Genomic DNA, 23,006 nt, shown 5'->3' with positions numbered 1-23,006 from the left:
GGGACGGCGTCATCCGTGCGCCCGTGTCCGCAGCAGCAGGAGTGCCACGTCGTCGGGCCGCTCCTGCGCGAGCGCCCCGCTCTGCCGCACCAGACTGTCGGCCAGCTCGTCGAGCGGCTGCTCGGGGGCCTCGCCGAGCCGCCGCCCGAGCCCGGCCAGGGCGTCCTCGATGTCCACACCCGGGGATTCGATCAGTCCGTCGGTGTAGAGGGCGAGCACCGAACCGGGCGGCAGGGGCACCTCGGTGGCCTGGTACGTGGCGTCCACGTCGATCCCGAGCAGCGGGCCGCCCGCCAGGTCGAGTACCCGCACCCGCCCGTCCGGTCGCCGCAGCAGCGGGGGCGGGTGACCCGCGCGCGCCATGACGGCGACCTCGCGCGCGGGATCCAGGCGCAGATAGAGACAGCTCGCGAACAGGTCCGCGCCCAGGTCGATCAGCAGCCGGTTGGTGCTGCGCATCACCTCCTCCGGCGGCTGGCCGACGGTGGTGTACGCGCGGACGGCGGTGCGGACCTGGCCCATCAGGGCCGCCGCGGTCACGTTGTGCCCCTGGACGTCGCCGATGACCGCGGCGGCCAGGCCGTGCGAGGGCACCAGGTCGTAGAAGTCCCCGCCGATCTCCATGCCCTGAGTGGCCGGCAGATAGCGCGCGGCCGCCTCGACGGAGGGCAGCGACGGCAGGGTGTGGGGCAGCAGCGCGGCCTGCAGACCGTGCGCCAGCTGGAGCTTGGTGTCGTAGCGCAGCGCCCGTTCCAGCGCCTGCGCGACGAGCCCGCTCAGACTCGTCAGCACGGCTCGTTCGTCGGTGGGGAAGGTGCGCGGTTCCGCGTAGGCGAGGACACAGGTGCCCAGCGGCCGTCCGGAGGCGATCAGCGGCAGGAAGGCCCACGCGGCCATGCCGTCGGAGGTCGCCTTCCGTGACGGATACAGGTGTTCCAGCTGCGCGCGCGAGTCGAAGAAGGCGGGCACCCCGCTGTTCAGGGCGGTGGTGCAGGGGGACCGCGCGCTCAGCGACAGCCCGTCGAGGTGTTCCGCGACGTGCGTGTCCGCGTACCCGCGGTGGCCGAGCACGTGCAGTCGGCCGGCCCGCGAGCCGAGCAGGATCAGGGCCCGGCTGCCGACGGCGGGAGCGATCTCGTCCGCGACCAGCCGCAGGACGTCCTGCACTCCGGCCGCCTGGGTGAGGGCGCCGGCCAGGCTGAGCACCTGCGACATGGTCACCAGGCGGGGGGCGTCCCCGGGCCGCGGCCCGGAGCGGTTCATCTGCGCGACGGCCCTGGCCCGTGAGATGCGGACGCTCAGCCCGGTCGTACTGGGATGGAAACGGAACGACAGCCAGTCACCGGGAGGCCGCAGCGCGACGAACGACGTCATGTGCTGGCCGATCAGCGCGGCGCGGTAACGGTCCTCGTACACCGGGTCGTTGAGCCAGGGCACCGAGGCCCACAGCTGGGTGCCCAGCAGGGCGCTGACCGGCACTCCGAGCAGTTCGGCCGCCGCCGGGTTGGCGTAGCCGACCCGGCCGTACAGATCGAGCGCGCACAGCCCGTACGGCAGTCGCGCCACCATCCGCGCCGCCTCCGCCGTGCCGAGCGTGCCCGGGGCCGGGGCGGCGGACGCCGTGAGCAGATCGGGCTCCGGCCGCACCGGCCGGTGCTCGGCCGCCGCCCGTTCCAGACGCTGCGCGAGCCGGTCGCAGGCCGCGGTGAGGTGGTCGCGCTCCCGGTCGGCGAGTTCCGCCGGGTGGGAGCCCGGCCAGGTGACGAAGACGGCTCCGTAGACGGCCCGCGCGGTCGCCACCGGAAGCGCGGCGAGCGCGAAGGGGTAGGGGAGGACCACGGCGATCCGGGGGAAGCGGCGGGCCATCTCCTCGCCGCCGCCGACCCAGACCAGCCGCCGCTCGCGCACCGCCTCGGCGACCGGGATCGGAGCGTTGAGGCCCACCCGTTCCCAGGGCGCCGCGAACGCCCGGGGCATCCCCGCCATCACGGCCATCTCCAGCACGGGTTCGCCGCTCGCGAGCAGGTACACCGCGCCCGAGTGGGCGTGCACCTCCTCCACCAGGGAGGCCAGCGTCAGGGAGAGCAGGGGCCGTCCGGCCCGGGTCGTACGGCCGGCCGGTGCCTGCACGGACCCCCGCCAGTCGGACACGGCGACCACCTCCTCGCAGGGCCGCGCCGTGGCTCCCCGGGCCGGGGCGAGTCCGGCCCTGATTCCACCGGGCGCCCGACGCCGTGTTCCGGCACAGAACCGGCACGCCGGGCCGCCCCCCGTACCCGGGAGACGCTCTCCGTCCCCCGGAGACCTTCCGGGTACCCGGAAGAGCGTCCGCGTACCGGGACGGGTACACCCGCCTGCCCGGACACCGTCCGCCGGGGGACGCCCCGCCGTCGCGGCGCACCGCCCGCCGTCCGCACCGGAGCGGGCGGACATGATCCAAGGCTCGCGCCTGCGGGCTTCCGCCGCACGGCGAGCGCCACGCGCGGCATCCGGGACGGCTTCGGGGCTCCACCGCAGGCCCGCCGGTGCCGGAACGGTCACAGGGGCTGCGCGGGGGCTCCGGAAGCGCTGTAATGACGGACGTGGTCAGTGAGCGCGCTGCGGAACGCGGAACGCGGACGTTGCGTGCCGAAATCTCCCTGAAGACCCCTACACCGGACGTCGATCCGCGCGAACGGCTGCGACGCGTCCTCGAACAGGCGCTCGTTTTCGCCGGCGCGACCGTCGTCGCCGTGTACTCGCCGGCGACGAAGGGCGGCGAACTGCACCTGGTCGAGTCGGCGGGCGTGCCCAGGACGCTCTACGGGCTGCGCGAGAGCTATCTCCTCACCGGCAGCTCGCCCACGGTGGACGCGCACCGCTCGGGGCGCCCGGTGTGGCTCGGTCCGGAGGAGATCGGCCGCGGCGCCGAGGCACGCCGGCTGCCGTCGCAGGACTTCTGGCTGGCCGTGCTGCCCCTGAAGGGCGCCGGGTGCCTGGTCGCGGTCAGCGAGCACCCCGGCGGCTTCGACACCGAGGACAGGGAGTGTCTCGCCCTGGTCGCCGAGGCCGCCGTCTGCCCGGCCCCCGGTTCGACGACCCCGCCCGGCGCCCCGGCCGCGACCTCCTTCGACCTGGCCATGGACACCGGGCATGTCGAGGTCGGCGACGAGATGCTGGAGCTGTTCGGCCTCGATCCGGCCGAGTTCGACGGCAAGGTCGAGACCCTGCTGGCCCTGACCGTTCCCGAGGACCTGCCCACCCTGATGTCCGTGGTGGAGGCGGACCACATGTCCATCGGGGAACGCGAGCTGGAGTTCCGTATCACCCAGCCCTCCGGCAGACCGAAGTGGCTGCGGCTGCGCGGCCGCATGGTGCCGGGCGGGGACGGCCGACCGGCACGCCTGGTCGGTACGGTCGCCGACGCCTCCAAGCTCCGCTCGGGCGTCAGCGACGTGGCCCGCGTCCAACGGCTGGCCGCGGCCCTCGCCACCGCCGGCACCGTCCGGGACGTGGGCCGGGCCGTCGTGGCGGCGCTGCGGCGGCCCCTGCGGGCGGACCGGATCGCGCTGGCCGAGGTGGAGGGCGACCGCCTCGTCGTCACCGTCCTGGACCCGCCCGAACCGTCCGCCTGGCCGGATCTGTGGCGCTCCGAATGGCGCTCGGAGTGGCCCGACGCGCCCGTGCGCGCGATGCCGACCCTGGCGGCGGCCCTGAACGAGGGACGCCCCGCCGTCTGGCCCGCCGGCTCCCCGCTGGAACCCGCGCTGGCCGGCGTCGGACCCGGCGGCCTCGCCATCCTGCCGCTGCCCGCCGGCGGGCACATGGCCGGCGCGTGCCTGATCGGCTGGGACGCCCCGCACGACTTCGGCCCCGACGAGCGCGCCCTGCTCACCGCGTCCGCGGGCCTCGCGGGCCAGGCACTCACCCGCGCCCGCTCCTTCGACGCCGAGCACGAGCTGGTCACCACGCTCCAGCGCTCCCTGCTCCCGCGCCGGCTGCCCAGGCTTCCCGGGGCGGTCGCCGTCGCCCGCTATCTGCCCACCACGGCCGGACTGGAGGTCGGCGGCGACTGGTACGACGTGATCCCGCTGGCCGACAACCACGTCGCCCTCGTCATCGGCGACGTCCAGGGGCACAACGCCCAGGCCGCCACCCTCATGGGCCAGATGCGTACCGCCCTGCGCGCCTACGCCGTCGAGGGCCACCCGCCCGACGTGGTCGTCTCACGCGCCAACCGGCTCCTCATGGACCTGGAGACCGACCTCTTCGTCACCTGCTGCTACGTGGACCTGGACATGGAGGAGGGCTCCGCCTGGTGCGTACGCGCCGGACACCATCCGCCGGTGCTGCGTCACCCGGACGGCAGCACGGAGGTCCCCTACTCCGACGGCGGCCCCCCGCTCGGCGTCGTCACCCAGGCCGAGTTCCCGATGACCCCGCTGCCGGTGCGGCTCGGCACGGTCGTCGCCCTCACCACGGACGGACTCGTCGAGTCGGCCGAGGTCGACATCGAGGACGGCCTGAACCGGCTTGCCGGGGAACTGGCCGCCTCCGACCCCGCGCACCTCGGCGTGGTCGCCGACGGACTGCTCGCGGGCGCCAACCGGAGTGACGACGTCGCCCTGCTCCTGATGCGCTACGACGGCATGTCGCTGCGTCCGCTCCGGGAGAGCTGGACGATCTGGCGCGTCCCCGAGGCCGTCCGGCACGCCCGCCGCTTCACCCGGCGCACGCTGCGGTCCTGGGGTGTGACCGACGACAGCATGGACACCGCCCTGCTGGTCGTCTCCGAACTCGTCACCAACGCCCTCGTGCACACCGGCGGCCAGGTCAGGCTCGACCTCACCCTCATCAACCGGGTGCTGCGGATCGCCGTCGCGGACTCCTCGCCCCGTACGCCCATCAAGCCCACCAGCATCGGCTGGGAGGCCACCGGGGGCCGCGGCATCCTTCTCGTCGAGGCCATGTCGACGGCCTGGGGGAGCCTTCCGGTCAGCGGCGGCAAACAGGTTTGGAGCGAGGTCCTCCTGGACTGAGCGGCCGAGGGCCGGACCCGCGCCGGGGGCCGTCCCGGGACGGCCCCCGGCGCGGGTCCGGACCATAGGGTGGACACCGTGCGCCTGCTGCTGATGTCCGACACGCATCTCCCCACGCGGGCCAGGGAACTCCCCCCACGGCTGATGGCCGAACTCCCGCTCGCCGACGTCGTCGTCCACGCCGGGGACTGGGTCGACACCGCCACCCTCGACCTGCTGGAGGAACGGGCGCGGAGGCTCGTCGCGGTGCATGGCAACAACGACGGCCCGGAGCTGCGCGCCCGCCTGCCCGAGGTCGCCCGTGCGGAGCTGGACGGCCTGCGCCTCGGGGTCGTGCACGAGACGGGCGCCGCCCGGGGCCGGGAGCCGCGCTGCGCCGAGCGCTTCCCCGACCTCGACGTCCTGGTCTTCGGACACAGTCACATCCCCTGGGACACCACCACCGGCACCGGCCTGCGTCTGCTGAACCCGGGCTCCCCGACGGACCGCCGCCGTCAGCCGCACTGCACGTACATGACCGCGACCGTGGCCGACGGCCGGCTCACCGGCTTGACGCTGCACCGGCTGCCGCCCCGCGCGGCGCACCGGGGGGACGTGGACGGAACCGGCTGAGGGGTTCGGGGCGGGACGGGTGGCACCGGTGGGGGCGTGACGTCGGAACGGGTGCGCTCAGGGGGCGGCCGCCCCTCTCCCGGTGGGTGTTCCCGTGGCGGCCGCGCCCGGCGAGCGTGCCGGCGCTCCTTCGGGCGGGGCCGCCGGCACTCCTCCCGGCACCCCTTCCGGTGGGGCCGCCCGCACTCCTCCCCGCACCGCTTCCGGCGTTCCCGCGCCCGGCGGACCGAGCCCCCTCGGATGGATCTCGCCGTCCGTCAGCGTCAGCGGTGCCCCGGTGCCGCCCCAGCGCAGTGCCACGATCTCCGCGGCGACGGACACGGCCACCTCCTCCGGGGTCCGCGCCCCGAGGTCGAGACCGACCGGTGAGCGGAGCCGGGACAGCTCGTCCGGCCGGACACCCGCCTCGACGAGCCGTTTCGTCCGGTCGTCATGGGTGCGGCGGCTGCCCATCGCGCCGATGTACGCGGCCGGGCGGCGCAGCGCCTCCTCCAGCAGGGGCACGTCGAACTTCGGGTCGTGGGTGAGGACGCAGATCACCGTGCGGGCGTCGGTCGTCGTCCCCCGCAGATAGCGGTGCGGCCAGTCGACGACCACCTCCACGCCCGCCGGGAACCGCTTCGGCGTCGCGAAGACGGGCCGGGCGTCGCACACCGTGACGCGGTACCCCAGGAAGTCCCCGACACGGGCCACCGCGGCGGCGTAGTCGATCGCCCCGAAGACGAGCATGCGCGGCGGCGGGGCGAAGGACTGCAGGAAGACGGTCACCTCGTCCTCACGACGCTCGCCGTGCCGTCCGTAGTGCCGCCGCACGGTGGCACCCTGGGCGAGCTCACCACGGGCGTCCGCGGTGACGGCCGCGTCCAGGCCCGGCGAGCCCAGTGACCCGGCCGCCTCGTCCGGCCACACGGCGCGGACGGCGCCGAGCGGCGCGGGCCCCGCCAGCACCGTCGCCACGGTCACCGCGCGCCCGGCGGCCACCGACTCGGCCACCGCCCCGAAGGAGGGGTCCTCGCCGGGCGTCACCCTGCGCACCAGCAGGCTGATCTCGCCTCCACAGGTGAGGCCGACGGCGAACGCGTCCTCGTCGCTGTACCCGAACGTCTCCACGCGTGCCTCGCCGGACGCCACCACCTCCCGGGCCAGCTCGAAGACGGCGCCCTCGACACAGCCGCCGGACACGCTGCCCACGACCTCGTCGCCCGGCCCCACCGCCATCGCCGCTCCGGGGTCGCGGGGCGCGCTCCGGCTGACCGAGACCACCGTGGCGAGGCCGAAGGGCGAGCCCGCCCTGTACCACCGGTTCAGCGCCGGGAGGATCTCACGCATCGCTCGCCCCGCTCTCCGCTCACCCGCTCGTCGCGGACCACGGCCCGTCCGAGGGGCCCGTTTCCCCTCAAGGGTCCGCTCCTCCCCCCGAGCCCGCCAGCCGTTCCGGCACGGCCCCGCCGCGCCGGGCACTGGTTGACCGTTAATCCGTTGCCACCGGGACGGGGCGGCTGCTGCACTGCACGGGACACATCCACCGGGATCAAGGAGCAGCGATGCGCACACCGTTCATGTCCGCCCCAGGAAGGAATCACCCCCACTTCGAAGGACATGACACCCGGTGCACCTGCTCAACCTCGGAATCCTGGCACACGTGGACGCCGGTAAGACAAGCCTGACCGAGCGTCTCCTCCACACGGTCGGCGTCATCGACGAGATCGGCAGCGTCGACGACGGAAGCACGCAGACCGATTCCCTCGCGCTCGAACGGCAGCGCGGTATCACCATCAAGTCCGCCGTCGTCTCCTTCACGATCGGCGACGACTTCACCGTCAACCTCATCGACACCCCCGGACACCCCGACTTCATCGCCGAGGTGGAGCGGGCCCTGAGCGTGCTCGACGGGGCCGTGCTCGTGATCTCGGCCGTGGAGGGCGTCCAGGCGCAGACCCGCGTGCTGATGCGGACGTTGCGGAGGCTGCTGATCCCCACCCTCGTCTTCGTGAACAAGATCGACCGCGCCGGCGCCCGCTACGCGTCCCTGCTGCGGAACATCGCCGAGCGGCTCACCCCGGCGATCGTCCCGATGGGCGAGGTACGCGGGCCGGGCACCCGCGACGCCCTCTTCACCCGGTTCACCGCGGACCGGCTCCGTGCGGCACGGACGGATCTGCTCGCCGAGCACGACGACGCGCTGCTGGCCGCGTATGTCGAGGGACGGGTCTCCCGCGCTCTCTTCCACGACGCCCTGGCGCGTCAGACCGGGCGGGCGCTGGTGCACCCGGTGTTCTTCGGGTCGGCCATGACGGGCGCGGGGGTCGAGGACCTGATCGCGGGGATCAGGGAACTGCTGCCCCCGGCCGGGGGCGCGGCCGACGGACCGGTCTCGGGCACCGTCTTCAAGGTGGAACGCGGCCCGGCCGGGGAGAAGTCCGCCTACGTCCGGCTGTTCTCCGGGACGTTGCGGACCCGCGACCGGGTCCTCCTGCGCGACGGCCAGGAGGCCAAGGTCACCGCGATCAGCGTGTTCGACCGCGGTGAGGCGGTGCCGGAACCGGCCGTGACCGCTGGGCGGATCGGCAAGCTCCGGGGACTCGGGGACATCCGCGTCGGGGACAGCGTCGGCGTACCGCGGAGGACGCCGGGCGACGCGGGTCACTTCTCGCCCCCGACCCTGGAGACCGTCGTCGTTCCCCGCAGCCCTGCCGACCGGCGCGCACTCCACCTCGCGCTCACCCGGCTGGCCGAACAGGACCCGCTGATCGGCCTGCGCCAGGACGAGCTGCGCGGACAGGTCTCCGTGTCGCTCTACGGCGAGGTGCAGAAGGAGGTCCTGCAGGCCACGCTCGCCGACGAGTTCGGTGTCGACGTCCTGTTCCGGGAGACGACACCGCTGTGCGTCGAGCGGCTGGTGGGCAGCGGCACGGCGGTCGAGTTCAACGGGAAGGACCCCAACCCCTTTCTCGCGACCGTCGGGCTGCGCGTCGATCCGGCGCCGCCCGGCGCGGGCGTGGAGTTCCGGCTGGAGGTCGAACTCGGAGCGATGCCGTACGCGTTCTTCAAGGCGGTCGAGGACAGTGTGCGCGAGACCCTGGCCCAGGGCATCCACGGCTGGCAGGTAATCGACTGCACGGTCACGATGACCCACTGCGGCTACTCGCCCCGTCAGAGCCACGCCCATCAGGGCTTCGACAAGAGCATGTCCAGCACCGGCGCCGACTTCCGGGGCGTGACCCCGCTGGTGGTGATGGATGCGCTGCGCGCGGCGGGCACCCGGGTCCACGAGCCGATGGACCGCTTCCGGCTGGAGGTACCCTCCGACACGCTGGGGGCGGTGCTCCCGCTCCTGGTGCGGGAGCAGGCCGTGCCCGCCACCACCGAGACGCGCGGAACGGCGTGCGTGCTGGAGGGCAGTGTCCCGGTCGCCCGGGTGCACGGGCTGCAGCAGCGGCTGCCTGGCCTGACCCGTGGCGAGGGCGAGTGGGAATGCGCCTTCGACCACTACGCGCCGGCCGCCGGGGGAACGGTCCCCGAGCGACCGCGGACCGATCTCAACCCGCTCGACCGCAAGGAGTACCTGCTGAACGTGACCCGGAGGGTCGGACCGTAAGACCGCGACCCGGAGGGCCGGACCGTGACACGGAGGGCCGGACCGTGACCGTGACACGGAGGGCCGGACCGTGACCGTGACACGGAGGGCCGGACCCGGGCGAGACCGGGTACACCCCCGCCCGTCCCCCGGGTCACCACCTGTCACGCCCGATATCTGCCTGTAAGTGCGGGTATCTGATGATCGCCCTATGCTGAGGTCGGACAAGCTCGGGCAGTCGACGGCCGGTCCCGAGCCGGCGGGAAAGCGGGCTTCCATGAAGGAGCGGTTCGACAGGCTGGGCCTGGTGGGTGAGATGGCCGCCGAATTCGTCGGCACCATGGTGCTCATCCTCTTCGGGTGCGCGGTGGTGGCCCAGGTGGTCGCCGGCGGCGCCCTCACGACCCCGCCGGGTGGACTCGGTGACCACGACAGCATCTCCTGGGCCTGGGGCATCGGCGTCACCATGGGTGTCTATGTCGCGGCACGCCTCAGCGGCGCCCATCTCAACCCCGCGGTGACGGTGACGCTGGCCGCGTTCAAGGGATTCCCCTGGAGCAAGGTGGCGCCGTACGCGCTGGCTCAGACGGCGGGGGCTTTCGTGGCGGCGCTGCTCGTGCGCTGGAACTACACCGAGGCCCTCGCGAAGGCGGACCCCGGTCACACCGTGAAGACCCAGACGGTGTTCTCCACCCTGCCCGCCAACGGCAACCCGAACCTGCCGGTCCACGAGTGGGGCGCCTTCCGCGACCAGGTCATCGGTACCGCTCTGCTGCTGCTCCTGATCCTCGCCATCACGGACCTGCTCAACACCCCGCCCGGCGCCAACCTGGGCGCGTTCATCACCGGTCTGGTCGTGGTGGGCATCGGGATGGCGTGGGGCACCAACGCGGGTTACGCCATCAACCCGGCGCGCGACTTCGGTCCCCGGCTCGCCAGTTTCCTCACCGGCTACCGCGGAGCCTGGCGGGACCAGTACGGAAACCTCTACTTCTGGGTGCCGATCATCGGTCCGCTGGTCGGCGGTCTGCTCGGCGGGGCGCTGTACAAGGGCGTCGTCGGCAGGTTCCTGCCCGCGGCGGAGCCCGAGCCTCCCGGCCGAGTCCCTGCCTCCAAGGCCTGACACCTCACGGCCTGACACCACGGCAGAAGGCGGCACCCCATGGCTGATTTCGTCGGCGCTGGACCAGGGGACCACCAGCACCCGGTTCATGGTCTTCGACCAGGCGGGCGGCGAGGTGGCGAAACACCAGCTGGAACACACCCAGATCCTGCCGCGCTCCGGCCGGGTCGAGCACGACCCCGTGGAGATCTGGGAACGCACCGAGGCGGTGATCCAGCACGCGCTGCGGCACGGGGACCTGTCCGGGGCCGACCTGGCGGCGATCGGCATCACCAACCAGCGCGAGACCACCGTCGTCTGGGACCCCCCCCGACGGCCGTCCCTACGGCAACGCGATCGTGTGGCAGGACACCCGCACCGACTCCATCGCCGCGGCCCTGGAACGCTCGGGCCGCGGCGACGTGATCCGCCGCAAGTCCGGCCTGCCGCCGGCCACCTACTTCTCCGGCGGCAAGATCAGTGGATCCTGGAGAACGTGAACGGCGTCCGCGAGGCGGCGGAGAAGGGCCACGCCGTCTTCGGCACCACGGACTGCTGGGTCCTGTGGAACCTCACCGGCGGCCCGCACGGAGGGGTCCACGCCACCGACGTGACCAACGCGAGCCGCACCATGCTGATGGACCTGGAGACCCCCGACTGGGACGACGAACTGCTGGGCTTCTTCGGCATCCCGCGTGCGATGCTCCCCACCCATCGCGGTCACCGGCTCCGCGGTCCAGTGGCTGCGTGACCAGATGAAGATCATCAAGAACGCGGCCGAGAGCGAGACGCTGGCCCGTACGGTCGAGGACAACGGCGGTGTGTACTTCGTCCCGGCGTTCTCGGGTCTGTTCGCCCCCTACTGGCGCTCCGACGCCCGCGGCGCGATCGTCGGCCTCGCCCGGTACAACGACGGCGGACATCTGGCCCGGGCCACCCTGGAAGCCATCTGCTACCAGAGCCGTGACGTCGTCGAGGCGATGGAACAGGACTCCGGGGTCCACCTCGACGTGCTCAAGGTCGACGGCGGTGTGACCGCCAACGACCTTTGCATGCAGATCCAGGCCGATGTCCTCGGCGTCCCCGTCAGCCGCCCGGCCGTCACCGAGACCACCGCGCTGGGCGCCGCCTACGCGGCCGGACTGGCCACCGGTTTCTGGCGGGACCCCGATGAACTGCGCACCCACTGGCGGGAGTCCAGGCGCTGGGAGCCCCGGTGGTCCGAGGACCGGCGTGAGGAGGGGTACGCGGGATGGAAGAAGGCGGTGCGACGGACGCTCGACTGGGCCGCGGTGGAATAGGCCGCGGCGCCGCCGGACGGCCCGCGCACCGGTCCGCCTCCTCTGTCGTCCGTACCCCGCCGGTCAGCGCGCGCCCGCCGAGGTGAGTGCCACCAGGACCGTGACCAGGGCGGCGGCGCCGAGCAGGGAGGCGGCGCACAGCCGGTGCCGCAGCGCGCGGTAGGCCGCCTCGTACTCGGCCCGCAACTCTCGGCCGCGCAGCGCCGTCCGCTCCCAGGAGCGGCGGGTGAGCGTCAGGTAGTCGTCCGCATAGGACGCCTCCACCTCCTCCCGCTGGGTGTCCGTCAGCCAGACCAGGGACCGGGCGAAGCGGGCCGCCGCCACGCGCCCCTCGGCACGGGTGGCCTCGATCAGCAGATGACCCTCCAACTCGCCGATGAGGACGCGTGGATCGAGCGGGCGGTCGTCCATGGCGGTCATCGCGACCCTCCGCGCGCCGTCTCCGGAAGAGGGCGCACGGCGCCGGTCTCCGGGTGGTGGAGGTCGAAGGCGGGGGACTCGCTGCGGATCCGCGGCAGGGTGTGGAAGTTGTGGCGCGGCGGCGGGCAGGAGGTGGCCCACTCCAGTGAACGGCCGTACCCCCAAGGGTCGTCGGCCTCGACCCTCTCGCCGTACTTGGCGGTCTTCCAGACGTTGTAGAGGAACGGCAGGAGGGAACTGCCCAGCAGGAACGAGAAGATGGTCGACACCGTGTTGAGAGTGGTCAGGCCCTCCACCGCGAGGTAGTCGGGGATGCGGCGCTGCATGCCGTTCGCACCCAGCCAGTGCTGGACGAGGAACGTGCCGTGGAAGCCCACGAACAGCGTCCAGAAGGTGATCTTGCCGAGCCGCTCGTCGAGCATCTTGCCCGTCATCTTCGGCCACCAGAAGTGGAAGCCGGAGAACATCGCGAAGACCACGGTGCCGAACACCACGTAGTGGAAGTGCGCCACCACGAAGTACGAGTCGGAGACGTGGAAGTCGATCGGCGGCGACGCGAGCATCACGCCGGTCAGACCGCCGAAGACGAAGGTGATGAGGAAGCCGGTCGCCCAGAGCATCGGTGTCTCGAAGGACAGCGAGCCCTTCCACATCGTTCCGATCCAGTTGAAGAACTTCACGCCGGTCGGTACGGCGATGAGGAACGTCATGAAGGAGAAGAACGGCAGCAGTACACCGCCGGTGACGTACATGTGGTGCGCCCACACGGTCACGGACAGGCCCGCGATCGCGATGGTCGCGCCGATCAGGCCCATGTAGCCGAACATCGGCTTGCGCGAGAAGACGGGGATGACCTCGGAGATGATGCCGAAGAACGGCAGCGCGATGATGTACACCTCCGGATGCCCGAAGAACCAGAACAGGTGCTGCCACAACAGCACCCCGCCGTTGGCCGCGTCGAAGACGTGCGCCCCGAACTTCCGGTCCGCCTCCAGGGCGAACAGGGCCGCCGCCAGGACGGGGAAGGCCAGCAGGACGAGGACACCGGTCAGCAGCACGTTCCACACGAAGATCGGCATACGGAACATCGTCATGCCGGGAGCGCGCATGCAGATGATCGTGGTGATGAAGTTGACCGCGCCGAGGATGGTGCCGAAGCCGGACAGCGCCAGACCCATGATCCACATGTCGGCGCCCGCGCCCGGTGAGTGGACCGCGTCGGACAGGGGCGCGTAGGCGAACCAGCCGAAGTCGGCCGCGCCCTGCGGGGTGAGGAAGCCCCCGACCGCGATGAGCGAGCCGAGGAGGTAGAGCCAGTAGGCCAACATGTTCAGCCGCGGGAACGCCACGTCGGGCGCGCCGATCTGCAGCGGCATGATCCAGTTCGCGAAGCCCGCGAACAGCGGCGTCGCGAACATCAGCAGCATGATCGTGCCGTGCATCGTGAACGCCTGGTTGAACTGCTCGTTCGACATGATCTGCAGTCCGGGCCGCGCGAGCTCGGCGCGCATCAGCAGCGCCATCACCCCGCCGACGCAGAAGAAACCGAACGCCGTGACCAGGTACAGCGTCCCGATCGTCTTGTGGTCCGTGGTGGTCAGCCATCTCACCGCGGCCGATCCGGGACGACGCGGACGCCCGGCAACGGCCGCGGGCGGCGTCGTGACAATGGTGCTCTCCATGCCCCGCCTGTGTCCGGCCCCGGGGCCGGCGTCACACTTGAGGCAAGCGACGAGCGTCACACCGACGCCTGTGACGTTCGAAGGACTGCCGGACACATACCGATCATGAGCAACGACGAGATCTTCGCCGCTGCCTATCGCGAGCACTACTGGGCGGTCAGCCGCTACGTGGCGAGGCGACTGGACGGCCGGAGCGGTGATGTGGAGGAGGTGGTGGCGGAGGTCTTCACCGTCGCCTGGCGGCGCCGGTCGGACCTGCCGCCGTCCCCGCTGCCCTGGCTGTACGGAGTGGCACGCCACTGCCTGGCCAACGCCGTACGCGGCTACGGACGGCGCCGCAGACTCCTGGACCGGCTCGGCAACGACGAGAGCGCGCACGGCAGACAGGTGGTCGAGAGCCCCGACTCCGGCTCGCCGGGCGACTGGGTCCACGAGGCACTGGCCCGGCTCTCACCGGGGGACCAGGAAATACTGCGCCTCACGGCCTGGGAGGAACTCGGCGTCGACGAGGTCGCCGTCGCTCTCGGCTGCGGCACCCGCGCCGCGGCGATGCGCCTGCACCGCGCGCGCCGCCGGCTCAGGGCCGAGATCGACCGTTCGCACCTCACCGCGGTCTCCGCCCCCGCGACGCATTCCCACGACACCCCGAAGGAGCACGGCCGTGGCTGATGAACTCGACCTCCTGCGCCGCGCCAACCCGGTGCCGTCCGACGACGCACGCTTCCACGACCGCCCGCTCGACCAGCACGCCGAGCGCCGCCTCAACCGGCTCCTGCACGGCGGGCGCCCCCGCCGGCTGCGCCGCTGGGTCCTGAGCGTCGGGACGGCCGCCGCCGTCGGGGTGACCGTCCTGACCCTCCTGCTGTCGGGGTCGGCCACCGCCCCCGCGGTCGCCGCACCCCGGCCCCTGCGGATCGAGTCCGGTTCCACCCCCGTCCCGCTCGGCCGGATCGCCGCCCGGGCGGCCGCCGACCGCTCCCAGCGGCTGCGCCAGGGCACCCACGTGCAGACCTGGAGCCTGAGCATGACCTCGGGCCCCGACGCCCGCCGCGCGGTCACGGTGCCCGAGGAGCGGGTGATCCGCTGGCAGCCGGACGGAAGCCACACGGAACTCGTCGTGGCCACCGACCCGCGCAGGCCGGGCCGTCCCGTCATCACCGGAGCGGACCCCGTCCCGCGCAGCGTCGAGGACGGCCACGTCCTCAGCAGGCGGACCTTCCCGCCCAGCTGGAGCGACGCCCCGCCTCAGGCCGCTCCGCCGCACGACACCGCACGGCTGCGCGCCTACCTCGACGAACTCGACCGCACCGGACCGCTGGGTACGTCCGAACTCCTCGACGCGGTGAGCGAGTTGCTGGACAACTGGACCCTCGGTTCGCGGGAGAACGCGGCCCTGGCGCGGCTCCTCGCCGACGCGAAGGGGCTGCGTCCGGCCGGCGCGGTCACCGACCGGCTGGGCCGCCCGGGACAGGCGTACGTGTACGAGGACACCGCGCACGCCGTGCGCCGGATGCTGATCCTGAACCCGGTGACCGGCGCCGTACTCGGCCTGGAGGACACCGTCACGAAGGACGACCCGCAGGACGGCGTCCGGTCCGGGGACGTGATGTCGTACCGCGCGTGGATGCGCTGAGCGCGCACCCCGGTGGAGCCGGTGGGTCAGGCCACCGGACCAGGAGCGGGCCCGCCCCGCCGTCCGCACCGCGCCGGCTCCCCGCCCCGTGCCGGTCCCCGCACGCACGGGTCCACGGCCGTCGGCGGCCGGAGGTACGGCTCACCGGCGCCGGGCACCCCGTGTTCGGACGGGACACGGGGTGGGGGGACGAGGGCGGGAGCGCGCCGCCCGCAGGGCGGACCTCAGCAGCGAGGCCGACACGCGCAGTCCCGTCGCGGTGACCGGCCGGGTCCGCGGGGACCGGGACCGCCCCATGGCCACCTTGGCCGAGAAGGTCCAGGTCAGACGGGACGACACCTGGACCTTCAGCCAGTTCCTCCTTATTCGTCCCATGCCTGCAGCAATGTCTGTTCGACGATCTTGCCGTCCCGCAGCGACATCATCGAGCTGGCCAGTACCCGCACGCCGTCCGGATAGGTGCAGGACTCGGTGAAGGCGACGTGGTCGCCCTGGACCACACACTCGTCGAGCGTGTGGGTCATGTCCCGGCCGCAGACGTCGTTCAGCAGGTCGGCGATCTCGCCACGACCGTGTTTCACCATCGGGTGGCTGGGCCGCGTGTTGCTGTCGACGATCCGCATCTCCGCGTCGTCCGCGTACAGCGCGAGCAGTTTTGCCGCGTCGTGTCCTTCGATGCCGCGGCGCAGCGCCTCGGTGTCGAAGGCGGGGCCTGCCGTGGTGCCCATGGATGAACCTCCTCGAAAGGCCGCGGCCCGGTGAGGAGCGGGCCGTGAGGGGCCTCTCCTCCGAGAGTCCTCCGCCGCACAGCTCACGGCAAGCCCAGCCCCCGCCGTGAGCCTCACGGGTGAGCGGCGCGGCCCGGCCGTGACCGGGCGGGGCCGGGTGCCGTTGCTGGGACATGATCTCAACACGACGTATCGTCGCCGCCGTCGGTCTCGCCGTCGGTGTCACGGGCCTCGCCGCGCCGATGGCCTCGGCGGCCGCCCCCCAGGCCCCGGACGCCGGACGGCTGAACCCGATCACCGAACTGGACACGCTCGCGACGAGTGGTCTCCCGGCCGAGCACCGCGGCGACATCCCGCGCATCTCCAACCAGCTGGCCGGGCTCAACCACCTCAACGACGTCAACCAGCTGCACCAGCTCACCGACCTCGCGGCCCCCGTCACCGGGCTGCTCCCCGGCATCGAGGCCTGAACCGCCGACCGGTCCGCCCGCACCGCCCGCCCGCACCCTCCTGCCCCCGGCACCCGTGCCGGGGGCAGGACCGCGTCCGGGCGCCGTTCGCCCGGTGAAGAGGTCCGCGGCGGGTGGTCCCGGTGCGGCGCCGCGGAGACTCAGCCGGCCGTGGCGAGGAACTGCGTGGCGGCCAACTCGGCGTAGAGCGGGTCCCCCGCCACGAGCTCCCGGTGGGTTCCCACCGCGCGCACCCGGCCCGCGTCCATGACGACGATGCGGTCGGCCATCGTGACGGTGGACAGCCGGTGCGCCACGACCAGGACCGTCGTCGTACGCGCCACGTCGGCCACGGTGTCCCGCAGCGCCGCCTCGTTCACCGCGTCCAGCTGCGAGGTCGCCTCGTCGAGGAGCAGCAGGCGGGGGCGGCGCAACAGGGCGCGGCCGATCGCGACGCGCTGGCGCTCACCGCCCGAGAGCTTGGTGCCGCGGTGCCCGACCAGCGTGTCCAGACCACGCGGCAGCCGGTCCACCAGCGTGTCCAGCCGCGTCGTCCCGACCACCCGGGTCAGCTCCGCCTCGTCGGCCTCCGGGTTGCCGAGCAGCAGATTGTCCCGCAGCGAACCCGACAGGACCGGGGCGTCCTGCTCCACGTACCCGATGGCGGACCTCAGCTGAGACAGGTTCCAGTCCTCCAGCGGACGCCCGTCCACCGTGATGACACCGGACTCGGGGTCGTAGAACCGCTCGATGAGGGAGAACACGGTGGTCTTGCCCGCGCCCGAGGGGCCCACGAAGGCCGTCATGCCGCGGGCCGGCACGGCGAAGGTCACGCCGTGATGGACGTACTGCAGATCGTCGGCGTACCGGAAACGGACGTCGTCGAAGGCGAGCGAGGCGGGCGCCGAGCCGGTCGTGGGCAGCGGCGCGGGGAGCGATGCCGGTTCCGCGGGCAGGCGCAGCGCCTCCTGGATCCGGGCGAGCGCCGCGGCACCGGTCTGGTACTGGGTGACCGCGCCGACGACCTGCTGGATCGGCGACATGAGGTAGAACACGTAGAGGAGGAACGCGACCAGGGTGCCGACGCCGATGGCGCCGGTCGCCACCCGCGCGCCGCCCACCGCCAGCACCGTGATGAAGGCGATCTGCATCGCCAGCCCCGCCGTGTTGCCCGCCGCCGCCGACCACTTGGCGGCCCGCACGCTCTGCCGCCAGGACTCCTCGGCCGCCGCGTGGATGGCCCGCTCCTCACGGTGCTCGGCGCCGGACGCCTTGATCGTGCGCAGTGCCCCGAGGATCCGCTCCAGCGCGGCGCCCATCAGACCGACGGCGTCCTGCGCCTGCTTGCTGGCCCGGTTGATGCGCGGCACGATCAGGCCGAGCACCGTCCCCGCGCACAGGATCACCCCGAGGGTGACCGCGAGCAGCACCGGGTCGACCAGCCCCATCATCACCACCGTCGCGACGAGCGTGAGACCCCCGGTCCCGATGCCCACGAGCGAGTCGGTGGTGACCTCCCGCAGCAGCGTCGTGTCGGAGGTGATGCGGGCCATCAGGTCACCCGGCTCACTGCGGTCCACGGCCGGTATCCGCAGCCGCAGCAGATAGGAGGACAGGGCGCGCCGCGCACCGAGGACGACCGACTCCGCCGTACGCCGCAGCACGTACGAACCCAGCGCGCCCACCGCCGTGTTGGTGACCACGAGGGCCGCCATGCCGAGCAGTGCCCGGCCGATCGGCCGGTCGTGCGACAGGTCTTCGATGAGCCCGCGCGCCACCAGCGGCAGCAGGAGACCGGTGCCGCCGGTCGCCAGCGCCAGCAGAGCGCCCGCGAACAGCGCCCACCGGTAGGGGCGTACGTATGCGAGAAGCAGGCGCCAGGCGGGTGGTTCGGCTTGCGTCCCTGCGATGGTCACGGCGCTCCTTGCGGGAAGGGATGAGGATGCCTCAGGCTACGTCGGCGGCGGTGCCGCGGGAGCACCGGTCGGGCCCTTGCGAAAGGTGGACCGGCCACGGATCGGCGCGGGGCCGCGAAGGGCCGCGCGCCCTTGGCCGGACAGCCGCCGGACGGCCGCCGGACGTGGGGAACGGGGCGTCCGCCGGGCGGTGTTCGGCGTGCGGCGCGAGGCGCCCCGGGGGCCGGCTGACGGTGGCCCCGCCCACGTCGGCCGGGGCCACCGCGGACCACCTGGCCTGCTACCGGCCGGTCACACCGTAGGGTCGGTCGACGAACGTCGATCTACGGAAGGGTTCACCACCATGGCGCAGGAAGTACGTGGCGTGATCGCCCCGGGCAAGAACGAACCGGTGCGTGTGGAGACGGTCGTCGTGCCTGATCCGGGGCCCGGAGAGGCCGTGGTGAAAATCCAGGCGTGCGGGGTCTGCCACACCGACCTGCACTACAAGCAGGGCGGCATCAACGACGACTTCCCGTTCCTGCTCGGCCACGAGGCCGCGGGCGTCGTGGAGTCGGTCGGCGACGGCGTCACGGAGGTCGCTCCCGGCGACTTCGTGATCCTCAACTGGCGAGCCGTGTGCGGGCAGTGCCGGGCGTGTCTGCGCGGGCGGCCCTGGTACTGCTTCAACACCCACAACGCGAAGCAGAAGATGACCCTCACGGACGGCACCGAGCTGTCCCCGGCCCTCGGTATCGGCGCCTTCGCGGAGAAGACCCTCGTCGCCGCCGGACAGTGCACCAAGGTCGACCCGGCCGTCTCCCCGGCGGTCGCCGGACTGCTCGGCTGCGGCGTGATGGCGGGCATCGGCGCCGCCCTCAACACCGGCAACGTCGGCCGGGGCGACTCCGTGGCCGTCATCGGCTGCGGAGGCGTCGGCGACGCGGCGATCGCGGGGGCCCGGCTGGCCGGCGCCGCGAAGATCATCGCCGTCGACATCGACGACCGGAAGCTGACCACCGCCTCCAAGCTCGGCGCCACGCACACCGTCAACTCCACCTCGACCGACCCCGTCGCGGCGATCCAGGAGCTGACCGGGGGCTTCGGCGCCGACGTCGTCATCGACGCGGTCGGCCGCCCCGAGACGTACAAGCAGGCCTTCTACGCCCGTGACCTCGCGGGTACGGTCGTCCTGGTCGGCGTCCCGACCCCGGAGATGAAGCTGGAGCTGCCGCTGCTCGACGTCTTCGGCCGCGGTGGAGCCCTCAAGTCGTCCTGGTACGGCGACTGTCTGCCGTCCCGCGACTTCCCCATGCTCATCGACCTCCACCTCCAGGGACGACTGGACCTGGGGGCGTTCGTGAGCGAGACGATCGCCCTGGACGACATCGAGGCGGCCTTCGAGCGGATGCACCACGGCGACGTGCTGCGCTCGGTGGTGGTCTTCTGATGACCACACGCGTCGAACACCTCGTCACCTCGGGCACCTTCTCGCTCGACGGCGGCACCTGGGACGTGGACAACAACGTGTGGATCGTCGGGGACGACCACGAGGCGATCGTCATCGACGCCGCGCACGACGCCGACGCCATCGCCGAGGCCGTGGGCGACCGGCGACTCCTCGCCATCGTGTGCACCCACGCCCACAACGACCACATCGACGCCGCGCCCGCCCTCGCCGAACGCACCGGCGCCACGATCTGGCTCCACCCGGACGACCTCCCGCTGTGGAAGCAGACCCACCCCGACCGGCTGCCCGACGCCTGGCTGCAGGACGGGCAGGTGATCGAGGCGGCCGGCGCCGACCTCACCGTCCTGCACACCCCGGGCCACGCCCCCGGCGCGGTCTGTCTGTACGACGCGGGGCTCGGCACCGTGTTCACCGGAGACACCCTCTTCCAGGGCGGCCCCGGAGCCACCGGCCGCTCCTACTCGCACTTCCCGACGATCGTCACGTCGATCCGTGAGCGTCTGCTCGGCCTGCCGGGCGACACCGTGGTGCGTACCGGGCACGGCGACTCCACCACCATCGGCGCCGAGGCCCCGCACCTGGAGGAGTGGATCGCGCGCGGCCACTGAACGACCCCGGCGGACGGACGTCGGCCGAGCTCTCCGGCGTTCGAGAGGACCTGACATCGGGGACACCTGACATCCGGGGCACCAGACGTCCGGGATACCTGACAGAAGATGTCCGGCTTCCACGTCACGCTCGTAGCGACCCATCGGTGACACCACCGCATGAGCACCACGAACACGTACGAACGCGAGAACGTACGGACAGGGAGGCCGGACATGGCAGGGCCGTTGGCGGGCAAGGTCGCACTGGTCGCGGGGGCCACCCGGGGAGCGGGGCGGGGGATCGCCGTGGAACTCGGCGCGGCGGGCGCCACCGTCTACGTGACCGGGCGCAGCACCCGCGAACGCCGCTCCGAGTACGACCGTCCCGAGACCATCGAGGACACCGCGGAACTGGTGGACGCGGCCGGCGGCGTCGGAATCGCCGTACCCACCGACCATCTCGACCCCGGACAGGTCGAGGCACTGGTCGCCCGGATCGACGGGGAACGGGGACGGCTCGACGTCCTGGTCAACGACATCTGGGGCGGCGAGAAGCTCTTCGCGTGGGACGCCCCGGTCTGGGAGCACGACCTCGACGACGGACTGCGGCTGCTCCGGCTGGCCGTCGAGACGCACGCCGTCACCAGCCACCACGCCCTCCCCCTGCTGCTGCGTCACCCCGGCGGACTGGTCGTCGAGATGACCGACGGCACCGCGGAGTACAACCGGGACACCTACCGGGTCTCCTTCTTCTACGACCTGGCCAAGGCGTCGGTCCTGCGCATGGCCTTCGCGCTGGGCCACGAACTGGGCCCGCGTGGCGCCACCGCGGTCGCGCTCACCCCGGGGTGGATGCGCTCGGAGATCATGCTGGAGGCCTTCGGGGTCAGCGAGGAGAACTGGCGCGACGCGACCGGGGACCAGCCGCACTTCGGGATCTCCGAGACCCCTTTCTACGTCGGCCGTGCCGTGGCCGCGCTGGCCGCGGACCCGGACGTCGCGCGGTGGAACGGGCAGTCGCTCTCCAGCGGGGGGCTCGCCCGGGTCTACGGCTTCACCGACCTCGACGGCAGCCGCCCGGACGCCTGGCGCTACATGGTCGAGGTCCAGGACGCGGACGGATCGACGGCCGGACCGGCCGACGGGACGAGCGGCGACGGCCCCGACCCGCGGGCGGTCGTCGCGGCCTATCGCTGACCGGGCCCCGCCCCGGCCGGTTCGGTCCGGGCCCGCCGACGGACCCTGGCCCGTTCTCCACCACGGCCGGGGCGCCGAGGAGCAGCAGCGGCTCGCCGGCCGGGTCCCCGGCCTCGGCGGCCTCGGCGAGCAGGGGGGCCGCCTCCTCGTGCGACGGGGAGTGCGGGTGGGGGTCGTTCCCGAGGTGGGCGGCCACCCGTTAGGTCAGGGTGACCGTCCGCTTGAGGCAGCGCGCGTAGTCGGCGTACACGGACAGCCGCCGCTCCTCCCAGCGCGCTGTCTGCTCCCGGCGGAAGCGGTCGCGGTCGCCCCGCACGATCGCGAGATACGAGCCGAGGGCACCGATGACCACGCCTATCAGCGCCGGGAGTTGTCGTATGAACGCGGACATGGGCGCACGGTATCTGTCCGCGCGACGATCACGGCAGTACCTTCGCTGCCATGACTGACACGGCCGCCATGAGGCGCTTCGAGGGACACGGGGTTGTGATCACGGGTGCGGCCCGCGGCATCGGGGCGGCCACCGCACGCCGGTTCGCCGACGAGGGCGCCCGGGTGCTGGTCACCGACGTGGACCTGCCCGAGGCCGAGAAGACGGCCGCGTCGATCCGTGGGGCCGGCGGCCTGGCCGAGGCGTACGTCTGCGACGTGCGGGACCGCGCGTCGGTCGAGCGGGCCGTCGCGCACGCCGTCGAGGCGCTCGGCTCGCTGGACGTGCTGGTCAACAACGCCTACGGGTGCACTCCGGACGAGCCGCTGTTCGAGGACGAGCCGGACGAGGTGTGGGCCCACGACCTCGACCTGACCCTGACCGGCGCCTACCGGTGCTCGCGGGCCGCGCTCCCGCACCTGGTGGCCTCCGGCCGGGGCGCGATCGTCCACATCGGCTCCGTGAACGGCATCCAGGACTTCGGCAACCACGCCTACAGCGCCGCCAAGGCGGGTCTCATGTCGCTGACCCGGACGCTCGCCGGCCATGCCGCGAGCCGGGGCGTGCGCGTGAACCTGGTCGCGCCGGGCACGGTCCGCACCACCGCCTGGGAGGGGCGCGAGGAGGACCTCGCCGTGGCCGCGGAGCTCTACCCGCTGGGGCGGGTCGGAGAACCGGACGACATCGCGGCCGCGGTCGCCTTCCTCGCCTCCCGTGACGCGTCCTGGATCACCGGGACGACGCTGCCCGTCGACGGGGGACTGCTGTCGGTCAACACCGGATTCCGCACCGCGGTGAGCCGGACCGCGGAGGAGCGGGAGGGGCGGAGTGCGGAGGAGCGGGAGCGGCGGAGTGCGGAGGAGCGGCCGTAACGGAGCGCGGACGGTCGGCGGTGGGCGTACGC

Annotated in this window: 19 protein-coding genes and 1 pseudogene; 13 read left to right on the top strand and 7 right to left on the bottom strand. The window is 72.8% G+C overall.

Going from position 1 to position 23,006, the window contains the following annotated elements:
- Positions 1–9: 9 nt before the first annotated feature.
- The gene (locus OG776_RS07560) at positions 10–2,160 is read right to left on the bottom strand and encodes a PP2C family protein-serine/threonine phosphatase (protein ID WP_261994708.1); all 2,151 of its coding nucleotides are present in this window, start codon (positions 2,158–2,160) and stop codon (positions 10–12) included.
- A 413-nt stretch (positions 2,161–2,573) separates the two neighbouring features.
- Here OG776_RS07560 and OG776_RS07555 point away from each other — a divergent pair, with 413 nt between their 5' ends.
- Together OG776_RS07555 and OG776_RS07550 are read left to right on the top strand one after the other, a co-directional pair.
- A complete protein-coding gene (locus OG776_RS07555) occupies positions 2,574–5,018 on the top strand; it encodes a SpoIIE family protein phosphatase (protein ID WP_329319698.1) in 2,445 nt (814 codons plus the stop codon).
- A gap of 78 nt (positions 5,019–5,096) precedes the next feature.
- Positions 5,097–5,630, top strand: a complete 534-nt coding sequence (locus tag OG776_RS07550; protein WP_148011323.1) for a metallophosphoesterase family protein — start codon at positions 5,097–5,099, stop codon at positions 5,628–5,630.
- Between the two features lie 57 nt (positions 5,631–5,687).
- Here the strand turns inward: OG776_RS07550 and OG776_RS07545 are convergent, their stop codons facing one another.
- Positions 5,688–6,959: an XdhC/CoxI family protein gene (locus OG776_RS07545; protein ID WP_329319695.1), complete on the bottom strand. Its 1,272-nt coding sequence runs from the start codon at positions 6,957–6,959 to the stop codon at positions 5,688–5,690.
- 280 nt (positions 6,960–7,239) lie between these two features.
- Between OG776_RS07545 and OG776_RS07540 the strand changes: the two genes are divergently transcribed.
- From OG776_RS07540 to OG776_RS42410, 4 genes are all read left to right on the top strand, one after another.
- Positions 7,240–9,228: a translation factor GTPase family protein gene (locus tag OG776_RS07540; RefSeq protein WP_329319693.1), complete on the top strand. Its 1,989-nt coding sequence runs from the start codon at positions 7,240–7,242 to the stop codon at positions 9,226–9,228.
- Positions 9,229–9,484: 256 nt separating this feature from the next.
- On the top strand, positions 9,485–10,330 hold the full coding sequence (locus OG776_RS07535; RefSeq protein ID WP_148011359.1) for an MIP/aquaporin family protein: 846 nt from the start codon (positions 9,485–9,487) through the stop codon (positions 10,328–10,330).
- A gap of 88 nt (positions 10,331–10,418) precedes the next feature.
- Positions 10,419–11,060, top strand: a complete 642-nt coding sequence (locus OG776_RS42415) for an FGGY family carbohydrate kinase (protein ID WP_443077230.1) — start codon at positions 10,419–10,421, stop codon at positions 11,058–11,060.
- 4 nt (positions 11,061–11,064) lie between these two features.
- Positions 11,065–11,610, top strand: a complete 546-nt coding sequence (locus tag OG776_RS42410) for an FGGY-family carbohydrate kinase (RefSeq protein WP_443077229.1) — start codon at positions 11,065–11,067, stop codon at positions 11,608–11,610.
- A gap of 63 nt (positions 11,611–11,673) precedes the next feature.
- Here the strand turns inward: OG776_RS42410 and OG776_RS07525 are convergent, their stop codons facing one another.
- Positions 11,674–12,030 carry a hypothetical protein gene (locus OG776_RS07525; protein WP_148011326.1) on the bottom strand — a complete coding sequence of 119 codons (357 nt, stop codon included), beginning with the start codon at positions 12,028–12,030 and terminating at the stop codon, positions 11,674–11,676.
- The gene (ctaD, locus tag OG776_RS07520; RefSeq protein ID WP_329319691.1) at positions 12,027–13,712 is read right to left on the bottom strand and encodes an aa3-type cytochrome oxidase subunit I; all 1,686 of its coding nucleotides are present in this window, start codon (positions 13,710–13,712) and stop codon (positions 12,027–12,029) included. The genes OG776_RS07525 and ctaD overlap by 4 nt, the downstream gene beginning before the upstream one ends.
- A 105-nt stretch (positions 13,713–13,817) precedes the next feature.
- Between ctaD and OG776_RS07515 the strand changes: the two genes are divergently transcribed.
- Both OG776_RS07515 and OG776_RS07510 read left to right on the top strand, forming a co-directional pair.
- On the top strand, positions 13,818–14,381 hold the full coding sequence (locus tag OG776_RS07515; RefSeq protein WP_329319689.1) for an RNA polymerase sigma factor: 564 nt from the start codon (positions 13,818–13,820) through the stop codon (positions 14,379–14,381).
- On the top strand, positions 14,374–15,345 hold the full coding sequence (locus OG776_RS07510; RefSeq protein ID WP_329319687.1) for a CU044_5270 family protein: 972 nt from the start codon (positions 14,374–14,376) through the stop codon (positions 15,343–15,345). Before OG776_RS07515 ends, OG776_RS07510 begins: the two co-directional genes overlap by 8 nt.
- A gap of 362 nt (positions 15,346–15,707) precedes the next feature.
- Here the strand turns inward: OG776_RS07510 and OG776_RS07505 are convergent, their stop codons facing one another.
- Positions 15,708–16,073: a nuclear transport factor 2 family protein gene (locus OG776_RS07505; protein ID WP_148011329.1), complete on the bottom strand. Its 366-nt coding sequence runs from the start codon at positions 16,071–16,073 to the stop codon at positions 15,708–15,710.
- A gap of 173 nt (positions 16,074–16,246) precedes the next feature.
- Between OG776_RS07505 and OG776_RS07500 the strand changes: the two genes are divergently transcribed.
- Positions 16,247–16,543 carry a hypothetical protein gene (locus OG776_RS07500; protein WP_148011330.1) on the top strand — a complete coding sequence of 99 codons (297 nt, stop codon included), beginning with the start codon at positions 16,247–16,249 and terminating at the stop codon, positions 16,541–16,543.
- 140 nt (positions 16,544–16,683) lie between these two features.
- Here the strand turns inward: OG776_RS07500 and OG776_RS07495 are convergent, their stop codons facing one another.
- Positions 16,684–18,438 carry an ABC transporter ATP-binding protein gene (locus OG776_RS07495; RefSeq protein WP_148011331.1) on the bottom strand — a complete coding sequence of 585 codons (1,755 nt, stop codon included), beginning with the start codon at positions 18,436–18,438 and terminating at the stop codon, positions 16,684–16,686.
- Positions 18,439–18,781: 343 nt separating this feature from the next.
- Between OG776_RS07495 and OG776_RS07490 the strand changes: the two genes are divergently transcribed.
- The 3 genes from OG776_RS07490 (at position 18,782) to OG776_RS07480 (ending at position 21,672) form a co-directional block, all read left to right on the top strand.
- Positions 18,782–19,867: an S-(hydroxymethyl)mycothiol dehydrogenase gene (locus OG776_RS07490; protein ID WP_329319684.1), complete on the top strand. Its 1,086-nt coding sequence runs from the start codon at positions 18,782–18,784 to the stop codon at positions 19,865–19,867.
- Positions 19,867–20,496 carry an MBL fold metallo-hydrolase gene (locus OG776_RS07485; RefSeq protein WP_329319682.1) on the top strand — a complete coding sequence of 210 codons (630 nt, stop codon included), beginning with the start codon at positions 19,867–19,869 and terminating at the stop codon, positions 20,494–20,496. Before OG776_RS07490 ends, OG776_RS07485 begins: the two co-directional genes overlap by 1 nt.
- 213 nt (positions 20,497–20,709) lie before the next feature.
- Complete coding sequence (locus OG776_RS07480; protein WP_329319680.1) at positions 20,710–21,672, top strand: SDR family oxidoreductase; 963 nt, start codon at positions 20,710–20,712, stop codon at positions 21,670–21,672.
- Positions 21,673–21,727: 55 nt separating this feature from the next.
- Here the strand turns inward: OG776_RS07480 and OG776_RS07475 are convergent.
- A pseudogene (locus OG776_RS07475) lies at positions 21,728–22,063 on the bottom strand (hypothetical protein); the annotation flags it as partial.
- A gap of 50 nt (positions 22,064–22,113) precedes the next feature.
- Here OG776_RS07475 and OG776_RS07470 point away from each other — a divergent pair.
- Positions 22,114–22,974, top strand: coding sequence for an SDR family NAD(P)-dependent oxidoreductase (locus OG776_RS07470; protein WP_148009523.1), 861 nt, complete (start codon positions 22,114–22,116; stop codon positions 22,972–22,974).
- The last annotated feature ends 32 nt before the right edge of the window (positions 22,975–23,006 follow it).

The sequence above is a fragment of the Streptomyces sp. NBC_01689 genome, from assembly GCF_036250675.1.
Taxonomy (GTDB): Bacteria; Actinomycetota; Actinomycetes; order Streptomycetales; family Streptomycetaceae; genus Streptomyces.
This window is presented reverse-complemented; position numbering and strand designations above follow the sequence as displayed.